At 42.7% G+C, this 22,468-nt stretch carries 19 protein-coding genes; 8 read left to right on the top strand and 11 right to left on the bottom strand.

Features of this window, described 5'->3' with window-relative positions; genetic code table 11:
- The first annotated feature begins 21 nt into the window (after positions 1-21).
- From EQY75_RS03830 to EQY75_RS03820, 3 genes are all read left to right on the top strand, one after another.
- Positions 22-2,217 carry a M28 family metallopeptidase gene (locus EQY75_RS03830; RefSeq protein WP_129603022.1) on the top strand — a complete coding sequence of 732 codons (2,196 nt, stop codon included), beginning with the start codon at positions 22-24 and terminating at the stop codon, positions 2,215-2,217.
- Positions 2,218-2,403: 186 nt separating this feature from the next.
- Entirely contained in the window at positions 2,404-4,128 is a 1,725-nt protein-coding gene (locus EQY75_RS03825; protein ID WP_129603020.1) for a hypothetical protein, read from the top strand.
- A gap of 9 nt (positions 4,129-4,137) precedes the next feature.
- Positions 4,138-4,791 (top strand): SCO family protein, encoded by a 654-nt coding sequence (locus EQY75_RS03820; RefSeq protein WP_129603018.1) that lies wholly within the window; start codon positions 4,138-4,140, stop codon positions 4,789-4,791.
- Here EQY75_RS03820 and EQY75_RS03815 read toward each other — a convergent pair.
- Together EQY75_RS03815 and mnmA are read right to left on the bottom strand one after the other, a co-directional pair.
- Positions 4,777-5,718, bottom strand: coding sequence for an NAD(P)H-dependent flavin oxidoreductase (locus EQY75_RS03815; protein ID WP_129603017.1), 942 nt, complete (start codon positions 5,716-5,718; stop codon positions 4,777-4,779). The two genes, EQY75_RS03820 and EQY75_RS03815, sit on opposite strands and share 15 nt — an antisense overlap.
- Positions 5,719-5,766: 48 nt before the next feature.
- A complete protein-coding gene (mnmA, locus tag EQY75_RS03810; protein WP_129603015.1) occupies positions 5,767-6,957 on the bottom strand; it encodes a tRNA 2-thiouridine(34) synthase MnmA in 1,191 nt (396 codons plus the stop codon).
- A 311-nt stretch (positions 6,958-7,268) separates the two neighbouring features.
- Between mnmA and EQY75_RS03805 the strand changes: the two genes are divergently transcribed.
- Positions 7,269-8,666, top strand: a complete 1,398-nt coding sequence (locus tag EQY75_RS03805) for a fasciclin domain-containing protein (RefSeq protein ID WP_129603013.1) — start codon at positions 7,269-7,271, stop codon at positions 8,664-8,666.
- A gap of 260 nt (positions 8,667-8,926) precedes the next feature.
- Here the strand turns inward: EQY75_RS03805 and EQY75_RS03800 are convergent, their stop codons facing one another.
- From EQY75_RS03800 to EQY75_RS03785, 4 genes are all read right to left on the bottom strand, one after another.
- On the bottom strand, positions 8,927-9,484 hold the full coding sequence (locus EQY75_RS03800; protein WP_129603011.1) for a DUF6515 family protein: 558 nt from the start codon (positions 9,482-9,484) through the stop codon (positions 8,927-8,929).
- Between the two features lie 148 nt (positions 9,485-9,632).
- A complete protein-coding gene (gene yidC / locus EQY75_RS03795; RefSeq protein WP_129603009.1) occupies positions 9,633-11,483 on the bottom strand; it encodes a membrane protein insertase YidC in 1,851 nt (616 codons plus the stop codon).
- Positions 11,484-11,578: 95 nt separating this feature from the next.
- Positions 11,579-13,216: a CTP synthase gene (locus tag EQY75_RS03790; protein WP_129603007.1), complete on the bottom strand. Its 1,638-nt coding sequence runs from the start codon at positions 13,214-13,216 to the stop codon at positions 11,579-11,581.
- A 49-nt stretch (positions 13,217-13,265) separates the two neighbouring features.
- Positions 13,266-13,508 carry a DUF3820 family protein gene (locus EQY75_RS03785; RefSeq protein ID WP_129603005.1) on the bottom strand — a complete coding sequence of 81 codons (243 nt, stop codon included), beginning with the start codon at positions 13,506-13,508 and terminating at the stop codon, positions 13,266-13,268.
- A gap of 49 nt (positions 13,509-13,557) precedes the next feature.
- Here EQY75_RS03785 and EQY75_RS03780 point away from each other — a divergent pair, with 49 nt between their 5' ends.
- A complete protein-coding gene (locus EQY75_RS03780; RefSeq protein ID WP_129603003.1) occupies positions 13,558-14,427 on the top strand; it encodes a hydroxypyruvate isomerase family protein in 870 nt (289 codons plus the stop codon).
- On the opposite strand, the gene EQY75_RS03775 is transcribed toward EQY75_RS03780, so the two are convergent.
- Genes EQY75_RS03775 through guaA form a run of 4 tightly spaced genes read right to left on the bottom strand, consistent with a single transcriptional unit; the run spans position 14,424 to position 19,069 of the window.
- Positions 14,424-14,966, bottom strand: coding sequence for a DUF922 domain-containing protein (locus EQY75_RS03775; protein WP_246019984.1), 543 nt, complete (start codon positions 14,964-14,966; stop codon positions 14,424-14,426). The two genes, EQY75_RS03780 and EQY75_RS03775, sit on opposite strands and share 4 nt — an antisense overlap.
- Positions 14,951-15,358: an OsmC family protein gene (locus EQY75_RS03770; protein WP_129602999.1), complete on the bottom strand. Its 408-nt coding sequence runs from the start codon at positions 15,356-15,358 to the stop codon at positions 14,951-14,953. The genes EQY75_RS03775 and EQY75_RS03770 overlap by 16 nt, the downstream gene beginning before the upstream one ends.
- Positions 15,348-17,525, bottom strand: a complete 2,178-nt coding sequence (locus tag EQY75_RS03765) for a LysM peptidoglycan-binding domain-containing protein (RefSeq protein WP_165200509.1) — start codon at positions 17,523-17,525, stop codon at positions 15,348-15,350. Before EQY75_RS03765 ends, EQY75_RS03770 begins: the two co-directional genes overlap by 11 nt.
- A gap of 11 nt (positions 17,526-17,536) precedes the next feature.
- Positions 17,537-19,069 (bottom strand): glutamine-hydrolyzing GMP synthase, encoded by a 1,533-nt coding sequence (gene guaA, locus EQY75_RS03760; RefSeq protein WP_129602996.1) that lies wholly within the window; start codon positions 19,067-19,069, stop codon positions 17,537-17,539.
- Positions 19,070-19,146: 77 nt separating this feature from the next.
- On the opposite strand from guaA, the gene EQY75_RS03755 reads away from it, so the two are divergent.
- The 3 genes from EQY75_RS03755 (at position 19,147) to EQY75_RS03750 (ending at position 20,641) form a co-directional block, all read left to right on the top strand.
- Positions 19,147-19,644 (top strand): SIMPL domain-containing protein, encoded by a 498-nt coding sequence (locus EQY75_RS03755; RefSeq protein ID WP_342774045.1) that lies wholly within the window; start codon positions 19,147-19,149, stop codon positions 19,642-19,644.
- The gene (locus EQY75_RS14420; protein ID WP_342774044.1) at positions 19,632-19,871 is read left to right on the top strand and encodes an SIMPL domain-containing protein; all 240 of its coding nucleotides are present in this window, start codon (positions 19,632-19,634) and stop codon (positions 19,869-19,871) included. The genes EQY75_RS03755 and EQY75_RS14420 overlap by 13 nt, the downstream gene beginning before the upstream one ends.
- Before the next feature lie 224 nt (positions 19,872-20,095).
- Positions 20,096-20,641, top strand: a complete 546-nt coding sequence (locus EQY75_RS03750) for a pyridoxamine 5'-phosphate oxidase family protein (RefSeq protein WP_129602994.1) — start codon at positions 20,096-20,098, stop codon at positions 20,639-20,641.
- 26 nt (positions 20,642-20,667) lie between these two features.
- Here the strand turns inward: EQY75_RS03750 and bshC are convergent, their stop codons facing one another.
- Positions 20,668-22,272, bottom strand: coding sequence for a bacillithiol biosynthesis cysteine-adding enzyme BshC (gene bshC, locus EQY75_RS03745; RefSeq protein ID WP_129602993.1), 1,605 nt, complete (start codon positions 22,270-22,272; stop codon positions 20,668-20,670).
- Positions 22,273-22,468 lie beyond the last annotated feature (196 nt).

Genomic DNA, 22,468 nt, shown 5'->3' with positions numbered 1-22,468 from the left:
ATCTTCAAAAAAAATTATCTGATGTTGAAACGAGTTTTATTTCTTAGTCTTTTTGCCCTTTCTTTGGGCACCATTAACGCACAGTCCATCACCGGATTTAAAGCGGAAAACGTATCGGAACAATTAGATCTCGAAGCTGCCTTTGAGGCCAGGCTTTCAACTGAGAATCTGGATAGCTGGATGAAGCGCCTTTCAGCTGAGCCGCATTGGGTGGGTACAGAATACGGCAAACAAAATGCAGACTGGATGGCTGCCCGGTTTAAATCCTGGGGCTATGACACCAGAATAGATACATACCATATTCTCTTTCCCTATCCCAAAGTGCGCGAACTAGAACTTCTCGGAGATCAACCCTACCAGGCCAAACTAACAGCAGTGCCGGTTGAAGGTGACCCTTATACCGCTCAGGGTGATGCTCTCTTACCTAGTTACAATGCTTTCTCAACTGACGGGGATGTAGAGGCAGAACTGGTCTTTGTCAACTACGGCATCCCAAGTGATTATGAGGAATTAGAAAAGCTGGGGATTGATGTCACCGGCAAGATAGTGATCGCTAAATACTACGGTTCCTGGAGGGGGATTAAACCTAAACTCGCTGCTGAAAAAGGAGCAATTGGTTGCATCATTTACTCAGATCCCGAAGACGACGGCTATGTAAGAGGAGACGTATATCCGGAAGGGGCCTTTAAAAATAAAACAGGAGTGCAAAGAGGATCGGTAATGGATATGCCGCTTTATCCGGGCGATGTGCTAACCCCGGGATACGCAGCTACCAAAGATGCCAAAAGACTAAATCGTGAGGAGGCTCCTACGATCACAAAAATACCCGTTCTCCCCATTTCATATGAAGACGCACAACCTCTTCTGGCAGCCCTAAAAGGGCCGGTTGCCCCTGAAAGCTGGAAGGGTGGCCTGCCCCTCACCTACCATATAGGTCCGGGACCGGCCAAAGTGCATTTAAAATTAGAGTTCGACTGGAAAATTACTCCGGCCTACAATGTCATTGCAACTCTGAAAGGCAGCACCTATCCTGACCAATGGGTAATGCGGGGCAACCATCACGATGCCTGGGTACACGGAGCCAATGATCCTGTTAGTGGGATGATTGCGCTGATGGAAGAAGCCAGAGTTATTGGCGAGTTGGCGAAACAGGGAAAAAGGCCTAAGCGAACTGTTGTATACGGTGCCTGGGATGCCGAAGAACCCGGCTTGATCGGATCTACCGAATGGGTGGAAGACCATGAAAAGGAATTACAGGAAAAACTTGTCGCATACATCAATACAGACGGTAACGGGCGTGGCTTTTTCCGGGCAGGAGGATCGCATACCTTACAAACTATGGTAACCGAAGTGGCAGATGCCGTAATAGATCCTCAGACCGGGGTCTCCATAAAAGAAAGGCGCATTGCCGCTCAGATGGTTAACGGAGGAAATGATAGTTTTAATCTTAGTGCCCTGGGTTCAGGTTCTGATTATACCCCCTTTATCCAACACGCGGGAATAGCCTCCCTGAACATAGGTTTTGGAGGCGAAAATGCTGGGGGAGAATACCATACCATTTACGATACCTACCCTCATTACAAACGATTTAAGGATCCGGAATTTGCCTACGGAGTGACTTTGGCCAATGCTGCCGGGCGAATGGTATTGAGGATCGCCAATGCAGACGTCCTTCCTTTCGAGTTTAAGCAGTGGCATATTACGGTTGAGGGATATCTCGAGGAAATCATGAAAGAGGTCGACAACAAAAGAAAAACTGTTGAGAAACACAACAAGCTGGTCAGGAATAATGCTTATCAACTTGCTGCTGATCCGCGTAAACCCTTTAAAAAGCCGGAACCTAAAGATGCTGTTCCTTATCTCGACTTTTCGCCTTTGCAAAACAGTCTTGAACAATTAAGGCAGAGCATTGAGCAATTGGAAGCACTATCATTGGAGACGCTGCCCTTAAAAAAGCAGGAAGCAATAAATATGGCTTTACAAAAAACGGAACAGCAGCTCACCGAAAACTCGGGACTACCGCGAAGACCCTGGTTCAGGCATCAGTTGTATGCCCCGGGATTTTACACGGGCTACGGGGTAAAAACCTTGCCGGGGGTACGTGAGGCCATCGAACAAAATCAATGGAAGGAAGCACAGGAGCAAATTGAAAAGCTATCTCAAACCTTCCTTTCAATGGATGCACACCTTAAAAAATTGATCAGCCATGCAGAATAAACTGATATAACATGCTCAGGCAATTATATTTCAGCTAAAGTTCGGGAGTTCACCTAGGCAAGACATAAGGAAAAAGTGGAATTAATAGCTATTCCTTTACTACTTCAAGCTAAATATTTTGTACCTTAAGTGACTCTGTATCATAGATATAGCATCAGAACATAACCACCAACCAAAATCACTATTATGAACACTAAAGTAAAATTTACCGCAATAATAGCGGGCTTACTATTATGCTTGTATTTTTTATTGCCAAAAGAATCTATAAAAGATCCTTCACAACTTGCTTCTTACGGAGCAATTAAGTGTACTGTAGCGAACTTTTTACTCGAGGGTGTAGATACTACTCAACAAATTTCTCCACTTTTTGAAAATTTGGGTACGCTTAATTTTCCAATTACCACTTCCAATCCCAGAGCACAGGAATTCTTTAATCAGGGATTGCGACTAACCTATGCCTTTAATCATGCAGAGGCACATCGATCATTTATGGAAGCTTCAAGGCTAGATCCAAAATCTCCAATGACCTATTGGGGTCAGGCCTATGCCTTGGGACCAAATATTAACGATCCAGAACCTTTGGATGAACGAAAAATGAAATATAATGAAGCGATTGCAAAAGCCGTTAAAGGGATGAGGACAGCGACGCAGAAGGAACAGGCATTAATTGAAGCGCTAACACATAGGTACAGTACTGATTTAACTGAAAATACTCAAGAACTTAATAAAGCCTATATGGAGGCTATGGAAAAAATCGTAAAGAAATATCCCGAGGATTCTAATGTACAAGTTCTTTATGCTGCCTCAGTTATGAATACCGTTCCCTGGAATTACTGGGATAAGAATGGTAACCCTTCAGCCAATATTACCGAAGCCAAGGCAGCATTGGAGATTGCTATGGAGATAGATCCTGATCATCCCGGGGCACATCACTACTATATACATATGGTAGAACTTCCGTTCCCGGACATGGCCGTTCCAAGTGCAGACAAACTGGGATCCCTGATGCCAGCGGCAGGACATATTGTTCATATGCCTTCGCACATTTATATACGAGTAGGAAGATATAAAGACGCCGTTACCGCAAATCAGGCAGCTATACTGGCAGACGAGGACTATATTTCACAATGCTATTCACAAGGGATGTATCCACTTGGCTATTATCCGCATAACATCCATTTTTTGTGGTCGGCTGCCAGCCTTCTGGGTGCAAGTGATATTGCCATTGATGCCGCTAAAAAGACGGCAGAAAAAGTACCTGAAGGCGAGTTAATAAACATGCCCTTTCTTCAGGACTTTGCAGCTACACCATATCTGGCATATACCAGATTTGGCAAATGGAATGACATTTTAACTATTCCAAGTCCAAATCCCGAGATCAAGCATTTAAACCTGATTCGTCATTATGCCAGAGGTATAGCTTTTATCAGAAAAGGAAATGCAAAAGAGGCAGAAGAAGAGCTCGAGGCTCTTTCGAAATTACGTGAAGACGATTCACTTAAGGATCTAATTGCTACAGCTCATAACAGCTCAGCATCCATCGCTGATATAGCGTATGAAGTAATTGCCGGTGAATTAGCCTCCTTGAAAAAGGATTATCCCACCGCAATAGTCCATTTGAAGAAGGCGGTGGCAGCAGAAGATAATCTGACCTATACGGAACCTGCCGCATGGCATATACCGACCAGACAAAACCTCGGCGCCATATTACTTGAAGCCGAAGAATATGAAGAAGCTGAGAAAATTTACCGAGAAGATCTCAAAGTTCTTCGTCAAAATGGTTGGTCTTTGATGGGGCTTTATAAAAGTCTGAAAGGGCAGGGAAAGTTGCAAGAAGCCATTCAGGTTCAGGAAGAATTTAATGCCGTATGGAAGGATGCAGATATCGAAATAAGTAATTCGGTATTGTAATATTGAGTTATGAAATTAAATAAAATCCTCCTCCCTACTGTCATTTGCATAGCGGGGCTGGCCATATATCTACTCTATTTTCGGGGTTCAAATACTGCTAATGAACCTAAGATCTACAACCCTGCGGATCTTAATCCAATGCTTGTAGATCTTGACTATCAGGATGTGAACAAAGGATATTATGTAAAAGACTTTCGTTTGATAAATCAAAATGCGGATACCATTACCCATGCAGACTATGACGGTAAAATTTATGTAGTTGATTTCTTTTTCACCCGTTGTCCGAGTATTTGTCCCTTGATGACGAAAAATATGGAGGCGTTGCAGACAATTTTTTACGATAATGACATGGTGCAATTACTATCTATTTCGGTTACCCCAACTTTAGATAGTGTTGAAGTACTCAAGCGATATGCTAAAATGCATAATGCTTCCAGTTCAAAATGGAATATAACCACCGGAGATAAACGGCATATTTATGACCTCGCCCGTAAAAGTTATTTTGCTGTCCTTGATGAGGGTGATGGAGGATTACAGGATTTTATCCATACTCCCAATTTTATCCTGGTTGATACTCAAAGGCAAATCAGGGGGATTTACAATGGCACCCGTTCAGACGAAATACTACGATTGAAAGATGATATTGAATTACTTTTGAATTAAGGTTTGTATCGCACTTTGATACTCTTCCATCATTTCTTCTACGATCTGCGCGGCGGGCTTGATATCGTGAATCACAGCCGATACCTGTCCTATTTCTAATTCACCCTCCTCCAGGTCGCCTTCAAACATCCCGCGTTTAGCCCTGGCCCTGCCCAGTAATTCCCTTAGCTCGTCTGGGGTGGCACAACGTCTGTAGGCTTCCTGCACCTGTTCAAAAAATTCATTCTTTAACATGCGAACCGGAGCCAGCTCTTTTAAAGTAAGCTGGGTGTCACCCTCCTTGGCGGCAACCACCCTTTCCTTAAAGCGTATGTGTGAAGAGGCCTCATCTGAGGCTACAAAACGAGTTCCCACCTGTACTCCATCCGCACCTAAGACCATCGTTGCAAGCATAGAGCGCCCGGTGGCAATCCCCCCGGCGGCAATCAATGGAATCTGGATTTGTTCCCTTACAGCAGGGATCAATGCCAAGGTAGTGGTTTCGTCCCTTCCATTGTGACCCCCGGCCTCAAAACCTTCGGCTACTACAGCATCCACACCTGCCTGCTGAGCTTTAAGCGCAAATTTTACGCTGCTTACCACATGTACTACTTTGATTCCCTTTTCTTTTAGAAAGGATGTCCACGTTGCGGGATTGCCGGCAGAGGTAAAGACAATAGGCACCTCCAATTCAACAATGATCTCCATGAGTTTATCAATATCCGGATATAACATGGGTACATTTACTCCAAAGGGCTTGGAAGTGGCTTCTTTACATTTTTGAATATGTTCCCGCAGTACTTCTGGGTACATACTCCCGGCACCAATTAATCCGAGACCACCTGCATTTGAGACTGCAGAGGCAAGTTTCCATCCACTGGCCCAGATCATACCTGCCTGAATTATAGGGTATTTTATTCCGAAGAGCTGAGTAATCCTATTCGACATATGTATTTAATTCTGAAAGAGACAAGATAAGGTAATTATGGATGTTGGTTAAGAAATCACTCCCGAACCGATGAGTTCTTCGCCTATATACCAGGCTACAAACTGTCCTTCAGTGATGGCCGACTGTTTTACATCAAAGTCGACATACATCCCCTGCTCTACTTTGTACAACTTAGCATTTTGAAGGGGTTGTCTGTATCGTATCCTGGCCATGACTTCTAGGCTTTGGTCTGGATCTAAAGCCATATCAGGCCTTACCCAATGCACCTCATCTTCTTTTACAAACAGGGTTCTTCGGTAAAGTCCAGGGTGAGACTTTCCCTGTCCGGTATATATTATGTTTGAGTTTACATCCGTACCAATCACAAACAGCGGTTCTTTTGTTCCTCCTACATCCAGACCTTTACGCTGCCCTATAGTAAAGTAATGTGCTCCCTGGTGTTCTCCAACCACTGTACCATCTTGCAATTTATAGTCTGGTTTTTCAGAATGATAGGCCAGTTCATCGGCCTTGGTTTCAAATTGTGGTATACCATTATGGTAATGCAGAGCAGAGGCAGGTACCTCTACGATGTCGCCGCGTTTAGGTTTTAGTTTCTGCTGAAGGAAATCGGGCAGCCTTACTTTACCAATAAAACACAGTCCCTGAGAATCCTTCTTTTCGGCTGTAATCAAATTATGTTCTGCGGCTATTGCACGTACCTCAGGCTTGATGAGTTCCCCAATGGGAAACAGCGTCCTGGCCAATTGCTGCTGAGAAAGCTGGCAAAGAAAATAGGATTGGTCTTTGTTGGGATCTTTCCCCGCCAAAAGTTGATAATGTACATTCCCCTGGTTATCCCTGATTTCGCCCTTTCGGCAGTAATGCCCGGTCGCCACAAAATCGGCACCCAAATCGAGCGCAATTTTCATAAAAACATCAAACTTGATCTCCCGGTTGCACAAAACATCCGGGTTAGGAGTTCTGCCCATCTCGTATTCGCGGAACATATAGTCTACTATCCTTTCCTTGTATTGGGCACTAAGGTCGACAGTCTGAAAAGGAATACCCAGTTTTTCAGCCACGATCAATGCATCATTGCTATCTTCAAGCCAGGGACACTCTTTGGAAATAGTGACCGAATCATCGTGCCAATTCTTCATAAAAAGGCCAATGACTTCGTACCCCTGTTGTTTCAAGAGGAAGGCCGCAACACTACTATCCACTCCTCCTGAAAGTCCGACAACTACTTTTTTCATCCTGCTTAATTCGCTGTGCAAAAATACAAAATATTGCGTAGGAAGTAGGCCTTGATGTCTTTTCAAAAGAGTGTAAAAAGGTGATGTCCTTAATATATATTGTTAATCTTTTATTAATTATCATTAAACAAAAGCAACTATTAAAAATGATCGTCATCTGAATAATTGGTAGTGCATACCACTCAAGCCTAAATAAAATAGAAGCTTTATTATCTATTATCAAGAATTCAAAGCTGTTAAAGATTTAATAATCTTCTTTTTTTGTTTAATCTTTATATTAATTTCGTTAAACACTAAAAAATAAAAAAGCAATGAAAACAACTTCAAAATTTATCAAAACCGGCCTACTTCTTCTGGCAGTCGTCTTTATGACTTCCTGTTCAAATGACGATGGAGACGATCCAATAATCGTATCTACAGATCCAGATATTGTGGATCTGGCCATAGCTACTGAAGATCTCAGTATTTTAGTTTCTGCATTACAAAGAGCAGACCTGGTAGCAGCCTTACAAGCAGACGGACCCTTTACCGTTTTTGCCCCAACAAATGCTGCCTTTGAGGCATTTTTACAGGCAAATAATTTTGCCTCTTTAGAGGACGTTCCTGTAGATGTTCTTACCCAGGTATTATTGAACCACGTGGTTGAAGGAGAATTTGTTTCTTCTAGTTTAAGCACTACTTACGTATCCTCACTTTCAACAGCCGGACCCGCAGGGGCAAATTTAAGTCTATATATAGATACGGCTAGCGGAGTAACCATCAACGGAATCTCTGATGTAACTGCAGCCGATGTAGATGCAGCCAATGGAGTAGTACATATAGTGGATGCCGTTATCGGACTTCCTAATATCGTAGACCACGCAGTAGCAAACTCAGGCCTGACAGAATTAGTTGGAGCACTTACAGATGGGGGAAATACTACCTTTACAGATTTGTTATCTGATGACACTACAGAATTTACTGTTTTTGCACCTGTAAATGATGCTTTTACTGCCTTCACCAATCCTAACGGAAATGATTTGGCAAACATACTTTCTAACCATGTAATTGTAGGAACTGCTGCTTTTTCAACAGCACTTAGCAACTCATATGTTACAACTGCCGGTACAAATGCCGATGGAGACAACCTAAGTCTGTATATAAATACAGATAGTGGTGTAACACTAAACGGAGTGAGCGATGTAGCTATTGCAGACATCGTTGCTACTAACGGAGTAATTCACGCTGTTACCGCTGTTATTGACGTACCAACTGTAGTTACTTTCGCTGTTGCAGATCCAAACTTCACTACTCTGGTTTCTGCGCTTACCGAATTAACACCAGCTACTGATTTCGCAGGAATCCTATCCAGAACAGAAGGAGGAAATGGCGATATGATTGATCCGGACTTTACAGTATTCGCGCCAACAAACGCAGCTTTTGATGCGCTGACTGAAATCCCAGAAGAATCAGTTTTAACTCAGGTATTGCTACACCACGTAGTTGCAGGAGCAAATGTAAGATCTGGAGATCTTACAGACGGAATCATGGCCGGTACACTGGAAGGAGACGATATCACTATTAACCTGCCGGGAACGGGAGACAACATCGCTGACGTCACCGACGGATCCGGAGCTACCGGCATTGGAATTGTTGCCGTAGACGTGCAAGCCGGAAATGGAGTGATCCATGTTCTGAACCAGGTAATGATACCAGATACAAACAACTAATTAATTCATTTTGTTTCGTTCATAAAAATGGCTGCATTGTGCAGCCATTTTTTTATTGTGATAAACCAAACGAATCTCGCGTAGACCTCAAACAACAAAATCAAAACGGTTAGCATACAAAATCAAAGGCTTTACAACTAAACTTTTTAAAAAGGTTTCAAATACTGCATATTTGGAATCCCAAATCTTACCAAACATAACCAACAAAAAAAAGCTCCCATTTTCATGGGAGCTTTTTGATTTTGTAGATGTATGTTTATCTATTCGTCACCATCCATAAAATCGACAACCTCATAGCCGTCATCAATCGCCTTGTAAAGGGTCTCATTTAGTTCATAAGTGGTGATGCCATCAAAGTCCATCTCTTCTGCATCTTCAGGTAGTTCGTTGATCACTGCCCCTACCGGTGCTGCAACAACTTCGTACTCCTCATCGACATTTCGATAGAAAACTCCTGCTGAATAATAGTACACCGCCCCTCTTACCATCAATCGAGTAAGGGCTCCTGGTACGGTCCTGATCCTGAATCCTCTGGGTGGGAATGCCCTTGCGTATACTCCTCTACGAGCTACGTAATACATACCCCCTACGGGATAATAAGATACATTACGCCAGACTCTCGCCCTGGTATTGGCCGGCAACCTCCGTAATGTTCTGCGTCTTACTCTTCGTTTTTTCCTTCGTACTTTTCTTTTTTTAGCGCGTTTTACTCTTACTACTGTATTTGTCCTGCGGGATGCAACTTGTGCCTCAACCTCGGGACTGTGGACAAAAAACATCAATAAAAAAGCGCTGGCAATAAGTTTCCAGTTTTTCATGGGTTTGATTTTATGTTATTCTTCTAGGACTGTGTGTTCGGAAAAAGGTTTAATCATCAAATCCAAAACGCAAGGGGATATCCTTTAGTATACATTCCCAAGCAAATAGGCAATACTAAAGACCTGAATTGTAAGTACTAATGGAGGTTTACTTATTTTTTTTCTGTTGCTCTGCTTGTTCCATCATCTCTCTCATCTTCTTCTGGAAACGATTTTCCTTCTTCGGCTTTGCCTTGTTAAGCTGAATCTGTGCGTGGATTTTTTCCTCATCAAGGATAAAACGCTTAATGGCCAGCATGATAAAGATGGTAATGAGGTTGGAAACAAAATAGTACAAACTCAATCCACTCGCATAGTTGTTAAAGAAGAACAACATCATCAGAGGGGACAAGTACATGATAAACTTCATATTGGGCATCCCCGGCTGAGTCTGCATATTCTGTCCTGTTGTCATCATCATATAGATAAAAATCGCTATAGAGGCCAGAATTGGGAACAGACTTACGTGGTCACCGTAAAAAGGAATACTGAACGGCAATTGGGCAATAGTGTCGTAGGAAGAAAGATCTTCGGCCCATAAGAACGACTTCTGTCTCAAGGCAAAAGAAGTTGGAAAAAACATAAACAGGGCATAGAAGATGGGGAGCTGTAGCAAGGCGGGTACACATCCGCTCATCGGACTCACCCCGGCTTTATTGTACAACTTCATGGTCTCCTGCTGCTTTTTCATAGCATTGTCCTTGTACTTCTCACCCAGTTCTGTGATCTCAGGCTTTAAAACCTTCATCTTTGCCTGGGAGAGATATGATTTATAAGTTACCGGAGACATTAATAGTCGTACGATAATTGTCATCACAACAATCGCTATCCCGAAGGGCAGAAAAGAGCTTAAAAAGCCGTAGAATGGCGTAAAGATATGGCGGTTGATCCAACCGAAAATACCCCATCCGTATGGGATAGATTCCACCAGTCCCAGATCTTTGTATTTCTCCAGCACGTCAATATCAGTTGGTCCGTAATACCAATTCATGGCATAGGACAACTCGCCTCCCTCTAATTGTAAAGGAGCGGTCGTTGAGTACTCTTTTGTAAACCGGGCTTCCTTACTCTCTTCTTCCACTAAATTCTTTGAAGTAAGTTCAGCCGTTTCAAAGGGGGTGTTGGTGGTGAGGATCGAACTGAAAAAATGCTGTCGGTAAGACAGCCATTTTATGTCGGTTTCCGTTTCTTCATCGTCACTGGTTTCCGATAATTTACTCACCTTCCCGTCTTCGTGGTTATAGGTTAGACGTGTATATCGGTTCCCGTACTGAATACTCTTATTGTGGCGAATCCCCTTGAGCCTCCAATTGAGATTTACGGCCTGACTGTTGTTAAAAATATTATTGAGACCTTGTGAGCGAAGGGTGAAACCAACCAGGTACTCCCCGGGTTTAATCTCATAGCGATATTCGAGGAATTGCTGAGGCCCTACCTTCGCTTTCATAGATAACAACTGATTCTCACCACTGCTGCTGAGTGAAGGCTCGAAAAAGAGATCTTTTGTATTGATAACCCTGTTGTTGCGGGTCATAAAATTGAGATTGAAGGTCGCGTTTCCGTCTTTGACTAAATAAACCGGAATAGAATCGTAGGTAATAAATTCCTTCAGTCTGGCTTCGGTAATTTGCCCTCCTTTATTGTTGATTTCCAAATACAGCACATCGTTCTCCAGCACGGTAACGCCTTCTGAAACTGAAGTAAAACTAAATTCTCCCATGGCATTTCTGTAGTCTGCCAGGGAGGTGGAGTCCTGTAAATTTACAGGCTGACTATCTACTGCTGCTGGACTAACCTCTGCTTCGGTAGCATTTTCAGCTTCCTGCTGCTGTTCAATCTGTGCTTTTTGGGCTTCAATTTCTTCCGGTGTGGGTTGATTCTGGTAAAACCAGAAAAGTAATATCCCAAAGATCAGGACAAAGCCGATTATCGAATTAAGGTCTAATTTTTTCTCTTCCATCTAATATCTGTCGTATCTACCTTCTCATCGTCCATCTCAGAGATGGGAGAGGTATCTTAATTACGGGTTTGCAAATATAGGCCCAATTGTGGAGTTTATGCCATACTGGCATTGGTTTGTTGTTTTTTATGAAGCTGAACCGCCTTGATGAATCCAACAAATAATGGATGTGGATTTGCTACTGTACTTCTGTATTCCGGGTGATATTGTACCCCCACGAACCATGGATGGTCTGGCAACTCTATGATTTCAACCAGTTGAGTCTCACTGTTGATCCCTGAAGCCACCATACCTGCTTTTTCAAACTGTTCTTTATAATCATTATTGAATTCATAACGGTGCCTGTGCCTTTCAGATATGCGATTCTGTCCGTGGTAGATCCTGGAAGCCAAACTTCCTTCCTTTAAGTCACAATCCCAGGCGCCAAGCCTCATAGTACCCCCCATATTGGTAATATGCTTTTGTTCTTCCATAAGACTGATTACAGGATAAGAGGTTTCTTCATCCATTTCGGTTGAATTGGCTCCTTCCAATCCCAATACATTACGACCAAATTCGATCACCGCCATCTGCATCCCCAGACAAATCCCAAGAAAGGGAATTCCATTTTCTCTGGCGTAACGAACTGCTTTGATCTTGCCTTCTATTCCTCTTTCCCCAAATCCGGGAGCGACTAAAATGCCGTCTAATCCCTTCATTTTTTGTTCAAAATTGGCTTTGGTAATATACTCGGAATGAATAGACCTAACATTTACTTTTACTTCATTGATCGCTCCTGCGTGAATAAAGGATTCCAGGATCGATTTGTAAGAATCCTGTAATTCCACATACTTGCCTATGAGTCCTACAGTGACCTCACTTTTAGGGTGTTTATGTCTGTCGAGAAACTCATGCCATTGACCAAGGTCAGGCGCCGTATCATCAGCTAATGCCAACTTCTTCAGGGCTACAGTATCAAGGCCTTCTTCCTGCATCAGGATAGGAACATCATAAATCGTAGATGCATCTATAGATTGAATAACAGCTTCGCGTTTCACATTACAGAACAGCGCCAATTTTTCTTTGATCTCATCAGACAATTCATGCTCTGTACGGCATACCAGAATATCGGCCTGAATTCCACTTTCCATCAGCGTTTTAACTGAATGCTGAGTCGGTTTGGTCTTTAATTCGCCGGCTGCGGAAAGGAATGGAACCAGAGTTAAATGAACAACAATGGCGTTATTGTCACCTAATTCCCATAGTAATTGCCTTACAGATTCTATATAAGGCAGGGATTCTATATCCCCAACAGTACCACCGATCTCCGTAATTATTATATCGTATTCCCCCGTTTTACCCAGGAGCTGAATCCGTTCTTTAATCTCATTGGTAATATGGGGAATTACCTGAACGGTTTTTCCCAGGAATTCTCCTTTTCGTTCCTTTTCAATTACACTTTGATAAATCCTTCCTGTAGTGACATTATTGGCCTGAGAAGTTTTCACGTTTAGGAATCGCTCGTAATGTCCCAGGTCCAGATCGGTTTCAGCGCCATCATCAGTAACATAGCACTCGCCGTGTTCGTAAGGGTTTAAAGTGCCGGGATCCACGTTGATATAGGGATCCAATTTTTGAATGGTTGTCTTATAACCACGTGCCTGAAGAAGTTTAGCCAGTGAGGCTGCAATGATTCCTTTGCCCAGTGAAGAAGTTACTCCCCCCGTAACGAAAACGTATTTTGTAGCTGCCATCTCGCGCTTCTTGGTTACGGGATTCAAAGATACAAATTGCTTTGGCAAATCACCGGGAATCCATTGGAAAATCTTTTCGGATCTTGATCAACAGCGGTTCTAAGCCGTTTTCCTTGACTTCCAGGGCCTGTTTCATCATAAATCCCAAATTGCCATCCGGAAAGCCATTCTGCCTGAACCAGAGCAAATAGCTTTCAGGTAATTGCACCAGGTAACGCCCCTTAAATTTACCAAAGGGCATTTTGTAATGCGCCAGTGCAACTAACTTTTCCTTCTCCGGTCTCAATTCCATATTTAAAATTAATTCTTTTACATTTGAGAAGGAGCAAAATACGTGAATTATGAGAAGGAGGTCATTTTTAACATCGGCTGCTACGGTATCGGCCGGGATAGTAGCTGCCCCAAAGATCTGGGGAAAAGACGGTCCTGGTATTCATCCCTTAGAACTTAAAGGCAATATCAACCACAGTGCGTGTTATTGGTGCTACGGTTCCATTCCCCTAGACCAATTCCTTTCTAATCTCAGTAGTTTGGGGGTGAAAGCCATTGATTTGGTAGGACCTGAGGACTGGCCTTTACTCAAAAAACACAATATCCACGCTTCGATGTGCTGGGGAGCCGAGATCAATTTAACCGATGGCTGGTGTGACCCTAAGTTTCACGAACAACTTATTAAGAACTACTCCGAAATGATCCCAAAGGTTGCCAACGCGGGTTATACAAACCTCATATGTTTCAGTGGCAGCAGAAGGGGAATAAGTGACGAAGAAGGCTTGCAAAATTGCCTGAGTGGCTTGAAAAAAATTATGCCCCTTGCAGAAAAGCACAAGGTGGTTTTGCACATGGAGTTGCTCAATTCCAAAGTAGACCACAAAGACTATATGTGTGACAGAACCAAATGGGGAGTAGCCTTATGTGACGCCCTTGGGTCTGAGCATTTCAAACTCCTGTATGACATCTACCATATGCAGATCATGGAAGGTGATGTGATCCGAACCATAGAAGAGTACAGCAACTATATTGGGCATTATCATACCGGGGGAAATCCAGGGAGGCATGAGATCGATGAAACTCAGGAATTGTATTACCCGGCCATAATGAAGGCCATTCTTAAGACCGGATTTAAGGGGTTTGTCGCTCAGGAATTTATCCCCAGTTGGGACGATAAAATTGCTTCCTTAAATCAAGGTATTCAGATCTGTGATGTTTAACCCGAAGTTTTATTGAGGGCTTTCGCGATCATGACATTCCATTCTACCTGCTTTTCAACTGCCCTTGAATAATTTGTCTCTTCATCGTAACGCGACTGAAACTCCCTGAGCTCTTTGAGTATCTCGCTGTAGATCTTTCTCATTTCAGCCTTTACATTTGAGGAAAAAGTATACCCCTGCACCCGGGTTCGCATCTTTCGGGCATAAAGTTCGGAAATATCAAAGTGGAGTTGTTCGTGACTAAGAATATTGTCTGTGGCTACCTCGGGACGATACCATGACGCCTCGGGATAGAAATAGGCCTGGATGCTGCAGTCAACTTCCATCTTACCGGCTTGTTCCAATGCAGAGAATTGATATGCAATACCACTTGCCGTTGTTGCGGCTATTCTTGAATTCGCAGGAGGAGGAGATTTAAAGTCGGTCCAACTAAGTCGGTGAGAGGAATCCCAGAGTATAGATCCGTCTTCCTGGCCATATACTTGTGTCAGGCAGAGGAAAAAGAAAATGATTCCCAGGGATGTTAATCGTTTTTCCAATGGAAGTTTATAATTTTTTCGATATCCGGGTGTATGCTGTATAAAACCGGACATGTTCTTGCCGAATTTTCCAGTATCACGCGATGTTTCTCTGAAAAACCTGCCGGCATGTGTATTTCAAGCTCTATTTTGCTGATTCGTCTTGGGTCTGATGCCATGTGCTTGGTAACCTCGGCATAAGCTCCAACCATATCAGCTTCCCATCCTTTGGCCTTAATTCCCATAACTGTAAGCATGCAGCTGGCCAATGCAGTTGCCACGGTATCGGTAGGTGAAAATGCCTGCCCTAGTCCATTATTATCCACAGGGGCATCTGTAATAAATTGATTTCCCGAGGCAAGATGCTCGCAATTCGTTCTGAGATCACCGGTGTACTTTACTCTAGAGGTCATTTGAAGCTGAAGTTATCTGCATTACCCGCATATTTTCATATTTCATGATATAAGTCGCCCTGTTAAAGTACCCCGACGTGAATTCCTGTACATAGTCGAACTTATTGCCGCTGTATTCCGTTAGACCAATTAGGCCTGCCGTACCAAATAAATTAGGCCTGTATGCCAATTTTAGTAACAGGTCAAAAGTCAGATCAAATCCTCTTAAGGCGTATTTATCGGGATCACCGCCAAAACGCCTTCTGTACCTCCTCACAAAGGCATCATTCCCTACTTCCCGGTCTATAGAGGGATAAGTAAAATTGAGTTTGGATAAATGTGAAACCGAGATCACATCATTTTCAAAGCCCCGGTTTTTATTAGTGGTGAACATCCTCACCTGAGTGGTATCGGAAATTGCAGAATTTAAAATCGAGCTTACACTGGACACCAGTTTAAAATTATCAGTCTCTAAAAGTACCCAGTTTTCATTTTCGATACTGAGTAAGTTGGTCAGGGCTTCGATGTCTACAGAAATATTTTTTTCGTCTTCCAACACCTTCAGTGCTTTCGCTGAAGGAAATTTTTCCTGTATGCGTACCCGGGTCGAATCGTTCTTAGAATCGTTAATGACGATGATATTCTGATCGGTCCGTATGGATTCCATATAATCCAGCATCTTCTGGCGCAAAATACTGTCTGAGGGGACAGAGAAAAACACATTGGGCAACTCAAGATCGCTTTGCGCACTCAATGGAGCAACAATGGGAACCCCTGAAGCAGCTGCGTAAACCGCGGTTTCTTTAAGGACTTCAGCCTGCAGAGGACCAATTATTGCATTTACCCCTGACAGGTCTTCCCTTGCGAGAATAGCGCGAACCTTTTCACGGCTTAATTCCGTGTCGATGGTTTTCACTTTTACCGAAATCCCTAAGTCGGCCAGCGAATCCATCGCTACCAAAGCCCCGCTGTATAATCCCAGACTGTATTTTAAGGCATTGCTGCGTTCTATGCTTCTTTCTACACTGGCGATACTATCCAGTTTTAATCGGTTCATCCTAAAAGGAAGTAACACCATCAGAGATGGGCGGTTTTCCCTTCTGATACTGTCTAGAAGATTGATTTTATCAAGGATTAGGGAATTTCTCACTTCCAGGGTACCGGCTTTTTCCTTTGGCAGCTTCAGTACCATTCCGGCCTTGAGTCCGCGTGATAAATCCGGATTCAGCGCAAGTAACTCACTGTATCCTATACCGAGTTGCCGTGTGAGGGAATATTCGGTTTGCTTTGGCTTAACTTCGTAAAAGATATAATTATCTGTATTGACTTCTTCAGATTCAATTTTCTTTTCAGGTAAGCGCAGAACCATTCCCTCTTTTAATCCACCTTGCTCAAGAATCATCGGATTTAATTTGATGATCTCCTCGGAAGTTATTCCGTATTCTCCACTTAGGCTGTACATCGTCTTCTTAGGTGGGACGGTATAGGAAACGTAAAGTTGTACTTCCTGTCCTTCAACGGTACTTCCCGGTAGTTTCGGTAATTGTAATTCCTGCCCCACGGCCAGATAGTTATTGTTTTTATCGAGCGAAGGATTCAGCGCCACTAAACTATCCACAGTAATTCTGTATTTATGCGCAATACTCCATCTCGTTTCTTTAGGAGAGACGATATAGGCTTCAAAGTCTTCCGGGTTTATCTGGTTGGGATCCTCTTCAATTTCAGGGTAAACCGGGATCTGCAAACGCATACCTTTTTTTAAAGGCATACTGTACAATTCTTTATTATACCTTTTTAATTCATCTTCGGATACTTCATATCTCCTCGAAATCCCATACAGCGTCTCTTTCCTCCGTACCCTGTGAGTTCTGTAACGTTCGGGTTCACGCTGAACCTCCTGGTCGTTTATTGTTGATACCGCGGGCGTATTACCCGAAGTATCAGGCAGTGGTTTTGTGTCAGATACACTTGCCTGAAGAGGGATTACAAGAATCGTATTCGGCTTTAAGACGTCACCTTGCTTAATCTCCTTGTTGTATTTGAGAATATTAAAAGGGGTAACGCGGTAGAGTTTTGAAATGCTGTATAGCGTTTCACCTTCTTTAACTGCGTGTGTTTTAAACTGTTGCGCCTGAACCTGAAAGGCAAATAATAACAGCACAACAAGACAATTCAGTACTTTCATCATGGTATATACGTTTATTCCCACTCTATGGTTGCCGGAGGCTTGGAACTTATGTCGTAAACCACCCGATTTACCCCTGGAACTTTATTTATTATGTCGTTAGACATTTTTTGAAGGAATTCATAGGGTAAATTTACCCAATCTGCGGTCATTCCATCGGTACTTTCTACTGCTCTGAGCGCAACACATTTTTCATAGGTACGCTCATCACCCATCACTCCCACACTGTGTACCGGAAGCAACATGGCACCTGCCTGCCAAACATCATCGTACAATCCCCATTCCCTCAGACCGTTGATAAAAATAGCATCAACTTCCTGTAAAATGGCCACTTTATCCCGGGTAATATCTCCCAGAATCCTAATCGCCAGACCCGGTCCCGGAAAGGGGTGTCTTCCAAGGCGCTCATCAGCAATGCCCAATGTGGCCCCTACCCTTCTCACCTCATCCTTAAAGAGCATTTTCAAAGGTTCCACGACTTTTAATTTCATGTAGTCGGGCAAGCCACCCACATTGTGATGACTTTTTATCGTTGCCGATGGACCACCTGATGCTGATACAGATTCTATCCGGTCCGGGTAAATCGTACCCTGAGCCAGCCATTTGGCATCTTCTACCTTATGTGATTCATCGTCAAAAACATCAATAAAAACTCCTCCGATGATCTTTCGCTTTTTCTCCGGATCCTCTTCTCCTTCCAAGGCATCCAAAAAGCGTGCCGAAGCATCCACACCTTTCACGTTTAGCCCCATGTGCTGGTACTGATCGAGGACTTCTTCAAATTCATTTTTCCTCAAAAGGCCATTGTTGACAAAGATACAATGCAGGTGTTTGCCTATGGCCTTGTGCAAAAGAACAGCAGCAACAGTAGAATCTACTCCTCCGGAGAGTCCTAAAATTACTTTTTCACTCCCAATTTCCTTCTTTAATTCTTCTACGGTTGTCTCAACGAATGCATCGGGCGTCCAGGTTTGTTCCAGTCCGGCTATACCTACAAGAAAGTTTTCGAGCAATTGCTTGCCGTCTTTGGTATGGTAAACCTCCGGATGAAACTGTATGGCGTATATCTTTTCTTCCGGGATCTTATAAGCAGCGATGTCTACATCTGCCGTACTCGCCAATAATTCTGCTTTGGGAGGGAGTTGTTGTATCGTATCGGAATGACTCATCCAAACCTGGGATCCGGTGGTAATATTTTTAAAGAAAGGCTCCCCTTCTTTAATCTTCGATAGTCTGGCCCTGCCGTATTCCCTTGTTTTGGAAGGTGCTACGTTACCCCCGTGAAAGTGGGCGATGTACTGGGCTCCGTAGCAGACCCCCAGCAAAGGAATTTTTCCTTTGATATCTTTAAGATCAGGATGCGGGGCTTCGTCAGATCGCACAGAAGACGGAGAGCCTGAAAGGATTACGGCCTTGTAATCCGAAAGATCTTCCGGAAGGTGATTATAAGGCTTAATTTCACAAAATATATTGAGTTCTCTAACCCTGCGAGCAATGAGCTGGGTGTATTGGGATCCGAAATCAAGGATAAGGACGTTGTTTTGCATGGGCAAAAATAGCAATTTGAGCTATTTTGAGACCAAGTTTTTTCTATATTTATTACTCGGTTATCAACGTAGAGAAAATGAAATATACATCCGCTCTTATTTTTGGCATTGCCATTATTACAGCGTCTATTTTTCTGGGAAATGCTTACAAGGATAGGGCGAATCCACCGAAGATCATTTCAGTCACCGGACTTGGAAATGAAAATTTTGTTTCGGATCTGATTGTCTGGGAAGGGTATTTCTCAACCTTCAACACCAATCTTAAAACAGCCTTTGAGCAGCTCAACAAAGACAAGGAAATAGTTAAATCCTATTTAATAGCCAAAGGTATCCCCGAAGAGAATATTATCTTCAATTCTGTGCAGACCAGCGAACAAAGGGATAATAAGTACGACAACGGAAATTATATAGGCAGTGTATTTCGCGGCTATGCCTTAACCCAGACCGTGAAAATAGAATCTGATGATGTGTACCTCATTGAGCAAGTGGCGAGGGAGATCACTGAATTACTTAATAAGGGTGTCCAATTTAATTCCTCCCCCCGAGGTATTATTACACACAATTGGCCGATTTAAAAATTGAAATGATCGCACAGGCCACAGAAGATGCCCGCCTACGCGCTGAAAAAATAGCGCAAAATGCCGGTGGAGAATTAGGAGACCTCCTCTCTGCAAAAATGGGCGTATTTCAAATTACCGGGCAAAACTCAGATGAAGAATACAGTTGGGGCGGTGTTTACAATACCTCTGAAAAGAAAAAAACGGCTTCCATTACCATGCGCCTCGATTATGAGGTTGATTAAATTCATGGAATCAAGGACGATTATGGTTGGCCAGAAGGAATAAAAAGAAAAGCCCTGACCCCTACGGTCAGGGCTTTCAAATCAAAAACCAACCTAAACACATGAATTTTTATGACACTCTGCTAAAATTCTTTTTCAAAGCAATTTATTATAGAACAACTCATATAAAAAAAACCCTACCTCAACTTCAAAATTTTTATCTTTAGTACTTAAATACTGCGTTGATGATTCAAAATTATTTAGAGGAAATCAAGACTGAACTCCGCAAAGGTGCTACTGAAAAAAATCACCCATTTAGGTATTTTACCCTTGCTACGGTGGGTCTCGAGCGTGTTGCAAGATTGAGGACCGTGGTGTTACGGAAATTTGCAGACGATCTGAATCTCATTTTCTACACAGATAGCAGGTCAAAAAAAATGATTCACTTACAAGAAAATAAAAATGTTGGCCTGCTCTTCTACAACCCGCAAACCCTTACTCAGATACGAATTGAAGGAGTTGCTAAGGCAGTTGATGACAAAGAAGCAAAATCTAAAGCCTGGAAAAATATAGATCCCAAGGCTCGGAAAGACTATACCACTGTATCTACACCGGGAACAAGTCTCTCCGGCCCCGATCAATTAGATTACCTGGAAGATGCAGATCATTTTGCCATCATTGAAATCATCCCTTTTAAAATAGAGTACCTGCAATTGAAAAGGCCCAATCACATTCGTGTGAATTATTCCCGGGAAGGTGATAAATGGGAAGGAGAATTTATCGTTCCCTGAGCAAAACCGTCAATAATAGAAATAGATCAGGGCAATTGCAGGACGTAAAACTCTTTGTGAAGCGGGTCGAGGGATTTAATAAGCATAGGTATCAATTCCTCCCCAATATCTAAGTATAACTCTGAAAAATTTAGATTGCGTTCCTGCAGGGATTGGTTAGGAAAGAGTTCGTTCTGAATGTCGGTCATTCTAACTACATGGTCTTTCAGCTTTCTTTTCTGAGCTTTTAGCAGTCGTTTTTCGAGCTTGTCAAGTCCTTTTAGCTGCTTCACTTCCTGTGCTTTCACTGCACCCAGAAAAGATTTATCTGTTTGTTCCGCCAGGGTGTATAAATCTTTGAATTGTTCTTTCAAATGATTTCTCTGAGGGCTGAAATCGATATCAATATTTGAAATCTCCCTAATTTTCTTGTTAATCAGGCGATTCTGATCCAAAAAGAGATCAGCCACCTCTAATTTCATTTTTTTAATCTTCCTTTTCTGTTTCTCAGATATTACCAAAACAGAATTACGCAAAAGGAGAACAGGGAATGTAACCTCCACGGCCTCAAAAAACGACTTTAATTCGAGCCAATAGGCGATTTCACCTCCACCTCCGATATAGCATAAATTGGGTAGAATTATCTCCTGATAAAGAGGGCGTGCGATCACATTAGGGGAGAATCGTTCAGGGTGCTGTTCAATTTCTTCAGAAATTTCCTCTTTTGTAAATTCCAGAGAAGTATTATTCACAAAATATCGCCCATCCTTTTCGATGATCCGCTCCCGAAGCCCTTCTTTTAAATAAAAATAATTGATCTCCCTGGGGTTGACCTGTATTTTATAGGCCTCGGAAACAGCTCCCAATTTCTCGATAGTCTTCGAAACCTCCTTAAAAGCCGTGTTTTCAAATAAGTCTTTTTTAATATATGGGATTAGAGGTCGTTTTAAGGACTCATCGTCTCCATCTACAATGACAAGGCCTTCTTTCGCAAACAATTCATTAGCCAGATAACGGGTGGCGGACGTCAAATCTGCGTGATTGAGATAAGCCTCCTTAAAAAGAGTTTTAAGAGCTGTAGCATTTTTCCCCTGGCCCATTTCCAGGGTAAACATCTCGAGGACCCTATTGAGGCCCTTTGTCGATAATTTACCTACCCCACCTTCTGCTTCCCTGTTCCATTGCAGTTTTTTCCCTTTAAAATTAAAGAAGTTGATCTCGTCAAAATCGTGATCTTCTGTCGCCATCCAGTATACGGGAACAAAATGATATTCGGGATAATGCTTTTTAAGCGCCGCACAAAGATTTATGGTAGAAATGATCTTGTACAGGAAATATAGGGGTCCTGTAAAAAGATTGAGCTGATGTCCGGTGACCACAGTAAAGGCGTTGTTTTCCTGTAGTAGTTTAAGGTTTTTCTTTGTTATGGCAGATGCCGATACTTCTTTGTATTGGGATTGCAAGGCCTCAACCAGAACAGCGCGTTGCTTTTCAGAAAATGCCTTTTGCTTTTCTGTTATTTGTGGCTTAAAAGAATCTATTGACGGGAATCTGGTGTAGAAGGGTCTCAGGGAGGGTGACTCATCCAGGTAGTCATTGATAATGTCGGAAAAATACCCGGTTTTTCGGAATGGGATTCCTTCTAAGTGCATATTGATGGGTTACTGCCTTCCAAAGATAAGGTTCTGGCATTTTTCAATTCCTAAAAATACGTTAAGTTGTTTCAATTTCCATCCTGATACCAAATTTGCGATACGAACAACCCTATTCTCCTGAATATTCACCTTTATTAATGCCAAATCTTCACCTTTATTAATGCCAAATCTTCACTCTTATGAGGCTGAGAAC

It is taken from the genome of Muriicola soli (genome assembly GCF_004139715.1).
Classification (GTDB): domain Bacteria; phylum Bacteroidota; class Bacteroidia; order Flavobacteriales; family Flavobacteriaceae; genus Muriicola; species Muriicola soli.
This window is presented reverse-complemented; position numbering and strand designations above follow the sequence as displayed.